Annotated in this window: 5 protein-coding genes; 3 read left to right on the top strand and 2 right to left on the bottom strand. The window is 73.0% G+C overall.

Annotation, left to right across the window (positions count from 1 at the left end):
- Nucleotides 1-119 precede the first annotated feature (119 nt).
- Both B4E97_RS04985 and glgX read right to left on the bottom strand, forming a co-directional pair.
- Complete coding sequence (locus tag B4E97_RS04985; RefSeq protein WP_286958927.1) at nucleotides 120-1,778, bottom strand: phosphodiester glycosidase family protein; 1,659 nt, start codon at nucleotides 1,776-1,778, stop codon at nucleotides 120-122.
- A gap of 109 nt (nucleotides 1,779-1,887) precedes the next feature.
- Nucleotides 1,888-4,035 (bottom strand): glycogen debranching protein GlgX, encoded by a 2,148-nt coding sequence (glgX, locus tag B4E97_RS04980; protein WP_286958926.1) that lies wholly within the window; start codon nucleotides 4,033-4,035, stop codon nucleotides 1,888-1,890.
- Between the two features lie 93 nt (nucleotides 4,036-4,128).
- Between glgX and B4E97_RS04975 the strand changes: the two genes are divergently transcribed.
- The 3 genes from B4E97_RS04975 to B4E97_RS04965 all read left to right on the top strand — a co-directional run bounded on the left by B4E97_RS04975 (nucleotide 4,129) and on the right by B4E97_RS04965 (nucleotide 6,631).
- The gene (locus B4E97_RS04975) at nucleotides 4,129-4,626 is read left to right on the top strand and encodes a T3SS (YopN, CesT) and YbjN peptide-binding chaperone 1 (protein WP_286958925.1); all 498 of its coding nucleotides are present in this window, start codon (nucleotides 4,129-4,131) and stop codon (nucleotides 4,624-4,626) included.
- Between the two features lie 237 nt (nucleotides 4,627-4,863).
- Complete coding sequence (locus B4E97_RS04970; RefSeq protein ID WP_019285604.1) at nucleotides 4,864-5,649, top strand: electron transfer flavoprotein subunit beta/FixA family protein; 786 nt, start codon at nucleotides 4,864-4,866, stop codon at nucleotides 5,647-5,649.
- A gap of 31 nt (nucleotides 5,650-5,680) precedes the next feature.
- On the top strand, nucleotides 5,681-6,631 hold the full coding sequence (locus B4E97_RS04965) for an electron transfer flavoprotein subunit alpha/FixB family protein (RefSeq protein WP_286958924.1): 951 nt from the start codon (nucleotides 5,681-5,683) through the stop codon (nucleotides 6,629-6,631).
- Nucleotides 6,632-6,638 lie beyond the last annotated feature (7 nt).

The following is a 6,638-nucleotide window of genomic DNA, read 5'->3' as shown; positions in this document are numbered from 1 at the left end:
CCATTGGGAGACACGCCCTAGACGGGGGACGGCCACCTTGACGGGGATCGGCTACCTAGACGGGGGACGGCCACCCAGACGGGGTCGGCTACCCAGACGGGGGAGAGGCGATGGTGGGGTCAGCGGACGACGATCGCGTCCCCGACCGGCCGCTCGCCCGTCGCGTCGGACGGGTGGGTCACCAGCCGGCCCCGCACGACCATCGCCGTCGACCCGCCGCCGTCCAGGTTGATCGCGTCGACCATCCCCAGGTCCTTGGCCACCTGGGCCGCCTCGGGGATCGACAGCCCGAGCTCGCCGAGCTGGCGGCCGTCGACCGTCACCAGCATCGTGCGTCCGGCGCGGTCCACGCCGGCGAAGGTGCGGGGGTTGCGCTGCAGCACCCACCCGTAGTCGAAGCTGGGGTTGTCGGGCTGGTGCATCCCGTCGCGCTTCTGCGTGACGTGCAGCGCTCCGTCGCGGACGAGCTCGGGTCCGCCGTTGACCACGGTCGTTCCCTTGCGGTCGAGGCGGCGGCCGTCGTCGGTCAGAGCCTGCTCGACCCCTGCCCGGTCACCGACGCGCAGCCGCGCCAGGGCAGCGGCCGTCTGTCCGGTGGCCTGCACCGAGGTCTGCCCCCGCCCGAGGACCGTCCCCCGAGACGTGTGCACGGCGATGACGCGGCCGCGGTGGAGCACGACCTCGGCGCCCCGGCCCGACGGGGTGCGGGCCCCGAACTCACGGGTGTACGCCACGGCCTCGGCCGAGTCGCGGCAGGTGACGTCGTGCAGCGGCAGGGCCGTGGGCAGATCGGTCAGGTCTCCGCCGCAGTTGCGGATGAGGCCGATCACGCGGTTGATCCCGTCGAGCCGCACGCGACCCTGGGCGTGGACGAGCTCGCCCGTCCAGACCGGATTGACCACGCGGGTGTGCCGCGCCTTGGGGTCCAGAGCGAGCGCGGGCCGTCCGACGACGGTCTCGGACAGCAGCCGTCCGTCATACACGGCCGCTCCGGCGGGGTCGCCCTCGGCGCCGGCGGTCGGGTCCATGACGAAGAAGCCGGCGTTGATGGCCGCCGTGGCGCGCGTGAACCCGGCCAGCGCGCTGGTCTTCTCGCGGCGCTCCAGGTCGGGGCCGTAGGTCGCGCCGAGCCGACCGCGGAAGGTGCGGGGGTCGATGGTGATCACGTTGACGGTCCACGGGCCCTTGGCCGCGACGTCGCCGTCCCAGCCGGAGTACCACGATCGGGACGCGAACCCGGCCGCCTTGAGACGGGCCACGAGCGCGTCGGCCGCCGCCTTGTCCGCCGTGCGCTCGACGAGCCGCAGGCGGTAGCCGAGGACCCCGGCCGGCACGTCGGCGGCCGCGGGACGACGGACCTCCTCCACGACGGCGGGGAAACCGGCGCCGGCCAGCCGGGCCCGCTGCGCGTCGGCGGCGGCCCGGTCCTGGATGGACCGGGTCGGGGTGTCGGGGTCGTTGCTGCTCCCGAGGGCGGGCATGTTGACCTCCACCACCCAGCGGAGGGCGGGGTCGGCGGTGCCGCGCGTGACGACGGTGCGGGTGACGCCTCGCTGGACCGGGGTCGTGACCCGGGACTCCGGTAACCCCGGCGCGCCGAGGTGCAGAGCGGTCGGGGAGCCCGGTCGTGGGTGGCGGTGCTCGGGGACGGAGGTCGCGGGGACGGAGGTCGCGGGGACGGAGGTCGCGGACGCGGGGACGGCCGTGGCGGCGGCGACGAGCGCGGCCGGGACGGCGACGGCGGCGAGGACGACCGCGGGGCGGCGGGTGCGAGTCATGCAGGGAGGCTAGGGGCGTGGGGCGTCCGCCGTATGACGGGGCAACGGTCTCTCGCGGTCCTGCGCATGGCCCGCCGGTGAACGCCTCCGCCCCTCCGTCCGGAGGGGATCAGCGGATGGCGCGGAAGATCTGCATCGACGGCCCCGACGTGACGCGTTCCTGGCCCGGGACGAGCCGCTCGCCCGCGGCGTCCGGCCGCTCCCACGCGCTGTCCCACATCAGGCGGTAGGCCTTGACCGCGTCGGCGTGGGGGAGCGTGACCGTGATGTCGTGCGCCGACCCGTGGAAGCACAGCAGGAAGGACTCGTCCTCGACGCAGTCCCCGTCGATGTAGGTGAGCAGCGTCGCGTTGCCCGGGTCGTCCCAGCGGGCGGCGGTCATCGGCTCCCCGTTGAGCGCGTACCACATGAGGTCCGCCGTGCCGTCCGGGTGGGGCGCCCGCCCGCCGAAGAAGTGCCGCTGCCGTAGCGCGGGGTGCTCGCGCCGCATCCGGGCCAGCCAGCTCGTCGTCTCGACCAGGTCCTCCTGCCACGGCTGCAGCGACCAGTCGACCCACGAGGCGCCGTTGTCCTGGCAGTAGGCGTTGTTGTTGCCGCGCTGGGAGCGGCCGAGCTCGTCGCCCGCGCAGAGCATCGGGACGCCGGCCGCGACGAACAACGTGCCGAGCAGGTTGCGCATCGAGCGGCGCCGCCGCGCCTGGGTCCCGGGGTCGGCGGGCCCCTCGGCGCCGTGGTTCCAGGACCGGTTGTTGTCGGTGCCGTCGCGGTTGTTCTCGCCGTTGGCGCCGTTGTGCTTGACGTCGTATGCCGTGAGGTCGGCCAGCGTGAAGCCGTCGTGCGCCGCGACGAAGTTGACCGAGGCGACGGGGCTGCGGTCGTGGTGGCGGAAGAGGTCCTCCGACCCCACGAGCCGGGTGGCGAGGTGCGAGACGCCGTGGCCGGACTGGCCGTGCGCGCTGCGCGCCTGGTCGACGAGCCAGAAGGTCCGCATGTCGTCGCGGAAGCGGTCGTTCCACTCGGCGAACGGCGGGGGGAACTGGCCGGTGCGCCAGCCGTTGAAGCCGATGTCCCAGGGCTCGGCGATGAGCTTGGTGCGCGAGAGCACCGGGTCCGAGCGCAGCGCCATGAGGAAGGGGTGGTCGGGGTCGTAGCCGTCGTCCTTGCCCCGCCCGAGCGCCACCGCGAGGTCGAACCGGAAGCCGTCGACGTGGCACTCGGTCACCCAGTAGCGCAGCGAGTCCAGGACCAGGCGCATGGGGACGATGTGGCGCGTGTCGAGCGTGTTGCCGCAACCGGTGACGTCGACGTCCCGGCCGCGCCCGTCGAGGCGGTAGTAGGTCGCCGCGTCCAGCCCGCGCAGCGACAGCGTGGCCCCGTCGACGCTCTGCTCGCAGGTGTGGTTGTAGACCACGTCGAGGATGACCTCGATGCCCGCGCGGTGCAGGGCCTTGACCATCCCCTTGAACTCGGCGAGCACGCCCTGGGGGTTGGTCGCGGCGGCATACGGCGCGTGCGGGGCGAAGAAGCCGAGCGTGTTGTAGCCCCAGTAGTTGGCCAGGCCGCGCTGCACGAGCTGCGGCTCGGACTCGAAGGCGTGGACGGGCAGCAGCTCCAGGGCCGTGATCCCGATCCGCGTGAGGTGGGCGATGGTGGCGGGGTGCGCGATCCCGGCATACGTCCCGCGCAGGTGCTCGGGGACGCCGGGCAGGCGGGCCGTGAGGCTGCGGACGTGGGCCTCGTAGAGGACGGTCGAGGAGATGGGGTTGCGCGGGTGGGCGTCCCCCTCCCACTCGAACCGGCCGTCGACGACGACGCCGCGGGGGACGAAGGGCGCGCTGTCGCGGGGGTCGATCACGTCGATGTCGCCGTGCAGCGAGGCGTCGACCGAGTGGCCGTAGACCTCGGGCCGCCAGGTCACGGCGCCCTCCACGGCGCGGGCGTAGGGGTCGAGGAGCAGCTTGGCGGGGTTGTGCCGGTGGCCCTCCCACGGGCGCCACGGCCCGTGCACCCGGTAGCCGTAGCGCTGCCCCGCGCGCACTCCGGGAACGGTGTCGAACCACGTGCCGAAGGCCCTGTGCCGCAACGGGATCCGCCGCTCCGAGGCGCCCGTCCGGTCCTCGGGGTCGAAGAGGCACAGCTCGACGGCGTCGGCGTGCCCGGCGTGGACCGCGACGTCCGCCACGTCCACCCCCGAGACGGGATCCACCCGGAGCGTGACGCCGAGGGCAGGGGTGTGGTCGGTCGTGGTCGGGGCCATGGCGCCGAGTGTAGGGCGGGCCGCGCGCCGGACGGCGCGGACGCTCGGGGGGCGAGGATGGCTCGGGCCAGTCCGTGACGTTACGGTGGAGCCATGACGGATCCCACCTCCCTCCCCAACTTCCCGCCGCCTGCCGACGAGCACCCGCTGCGCGGCCAGGTCCTCTCCGCCCTCCACGACGACGGGCTCATGGCGGACCTCGACGCCGACGGCGACGTCGCCTACAAGGTGCAGGGCCAGCAGCTGTTCGTCCGGTGCATCGAGGGCGACGTCACCATCATGCGCGTCTTCGGGCAGTGGCAGATCGGCGAGGACGTCCCCGCCGACGAGCTGGCCCAGCTGCGTGCCTGCAACGAGCTGTCCTTGCGCATGAGCGTCGTCAAGGCCGGCCTCGCCGGCGGCACCCTCGTCGTGACCGCCGAGCACGTCATGCTCCCGGGCACCGACCTCAAGGTCCTACTGCCCATGACGACCTCCGTCGTCCTCGCGGCCGTCCAGACCTGGCACCAGATCGCCACCGGTCAGGTCCAGCTCGACGAGGAGGGCGACGGCCAGGGCGACCTCGGCCAGGGCGGGCTCCAGCAGTCCTGAGCCCCTCCGGCCGTATGCCGTCGCGCCCCTGCCCTCCCTCGGGAGGGGCGCGCCCGTTCCCCCGAACGTCCGCCAGTGAAGTTACCAGCGGGTAAAGTAGGGGGAGGCCCGGGCGTGACGTCCGCCGGTGTGGTGACCACCACTGCGCCGGCGCGTCCCGTCAGGGCACAATGCCAACCGTGCGGCGTCGCCGTCCTGGCGCACGCCGCGAGCACCGAGAGAAGAGGACCCGCACGCATGGACATCGTTGTCTGCGTCAAGCACGTGCCGGACGCCCAGGGCGACCGCGGCTTCGACGACACCGACTGGACCACCGACCGCCAGGCCGTCGACGGCCTCATGTCCGAGCTCGACGAGTACCCCGTCGAGGAGGCGCTGCGGATCATCGAGGCGGGCGAGGGCACCCTGACCGTCATCACGATGGGCCCGGACGCCGCCGCCGACGCCGTCAAGAAGGCCCTGCAGATGGGCGCGGACAAGGGCGTCCACGTCAACGACGAGGCGCTGCACGGCAGCGACTCGGTCGCCACCTCCCTCGTCCTCGCCGAGGCCATCAAGAAGGTCGGCCAGCCCGACCTCGTGATGTTCGGGATGGCGTCGACCGACGGCGCCATGAGCGTCGTCCCGGCCATGGTCGCCGAGCGTCTGGGGCTGCCCCAGGTGACGCTGGCGTCCGAGCTCACCGTCGAGGGCTCCTCGGTGACGATCCGCCGCGACGGCGACACCGCCACCGAGCGCATCGAGGCATCCCTGCCCGCCGTCGTCTCGGTCACCGACCAGACCGGCAACGAGCCGCGCTACCCCTCCTTCAAGGGGATCATGGCCGCCAAGAAGAAGCCCGTGGAGACCTGGTCGCTCGCCGACCTCGGCATCGAGCCCGCCCAGGTGGGCCTCGAGGCCGCGTCGACCAAGGTCGAGCAGGCCACGCCGCGCCCACCGCGCGAGCAGGGCACGATCGTCAAGGACGAGGGCGAGGGCGGCACGCAGCTCGCCGAGTTCCTCGCGTCCAAGAAGTTCATCTGAGCCGGCCACGGCGACAAAGGAGTTCACTGACATGGCTGAAGTTCTCGTACTGGTCGACCACACCGACGGCAAGCTCAAGAAGACGTCCGCCGAGCTGCTGACGCTCGCGCGCCGCATCGGCGAGCCGAGCGCCGTCTTCCTCGGCAAGGGCGTCGAGACCGCCCTGCCCGTCCTCGCCAAGTACGGCGCGGAGAAGGTCTACGTCAACGCCGACGAGCAGATCGCGCAGTACCTCGTCGGCCCGACGGTCGACGCCTTGGCCGCGGTCGTCGCGCAGGCGTCGCCGATGGCGGTGCTGATGACCACCGGCACCAACGCCAAGGAGGTCGCGGGTCGCCTCGCGGTCCGCTGCGACGGTGGCGTCCTCACCGACGCGATCGACGTGGAGTCCGGCGGCAACGGCGTCCTCACGACGCAGTCCGTCTTCGCCGGCAACTGGACCGTCCGGGCCACCGGCACCAAGGGCCCGACCTTCGTGACGGTCAAGCCCGGCTCGGTCGCCCCCGAGGCGTCCCAGGGTGCGGCCGCGCAGGAGTCCGTCGCGGCGGAGATCTCCGACGCGTCCAAGGGCGCCCGCATCGTCGACAGCCAGCCCAAGCAGTCGACGGGCCGTCCGGACCTGTCCACCGCGCAGATCGTCGTCTCCGGCGGTCGTGGCACGGGCGGCGACTTCGCCAAGGTCGAGGAGTTCGCCGACTCGATGAAGGCCGCCGTCGGCGCCTCGCGCGCGGCCGTCGACGCCGGGTGGTACCCGCACTCCTCGCAGGTCGGCCAGACCGGCAAGCAGGTGTCGCCGCAGCTCTACGTCGCGTGCGGCATCTCCGGCGCGATCCAGCACCGGGCGGGCATGCAGACGTCCAAGACGATCGTCGCCGTCAACAAGGACGAGGAGGCGCCGATCTTCGAGCTCGTCGACTTCGGCGTCGTGGGCGACCTGTTCAGCGTCCTGCCCCAGGCCACCGAGGCCGTCAAGAAGCGCTGACCTCCCC

Source organism: Arsenicicoccus sp. UBA7492 (assembly GCF_002479615.1).
Classification (GTDB): Bacteria; Actinomycetota; Actinomycetes; order Actinomycetales; family Dermatophilaceae; genus Arsenicicoccus; species Arsenicicoccus bolidensis.
Note: the sequence above shows the minus strand (reverse complement) of the source record. Positions and strands in the feature narration are given on the sequence as shown.

What these genes read in the sequence shown, in the direction of transcription:
- B4E97_RS04985 (WP_286958927.1), bottom strand. Translation starts at nt 1,778, where the DNA reads ATGACTCGCACCCGCCGCCCCGCGGTCGTCCTCGCCGCCGTCGCCGTC.
- glgX (WP_286958926.1), bottom strand. Translation starts at nt 4,035, where the DNA reads ATGGCCCCGACCACGACCGACCACACCCCTGCCCTCGGCGTCACGCTC.
- B4E97_RS04975 (WP_286958925.1), top strand. Translation starts at nt 4,129, where the DNA reads ATGACGGATCCCACCTCCCTCCCCAACTTCCCGCCGCCTGCCGACGAG.
- B4E97_RS04970 (WP_019285604.1), top strand. Translation starts at nt 4,864, where the DNA reads ATGGACATCGTTGTCTGCGTCAAGCACGTGCCGGACGCCCAGGGCGAC.
- B4E97_RS04965 (WP_286958924.1), top strand. Translation starts at nt 5,681, where the DNA reads ATGGCTGAAGTTCTCGTACTGGTCGACCACACCGACGGCAAGCTCAAG.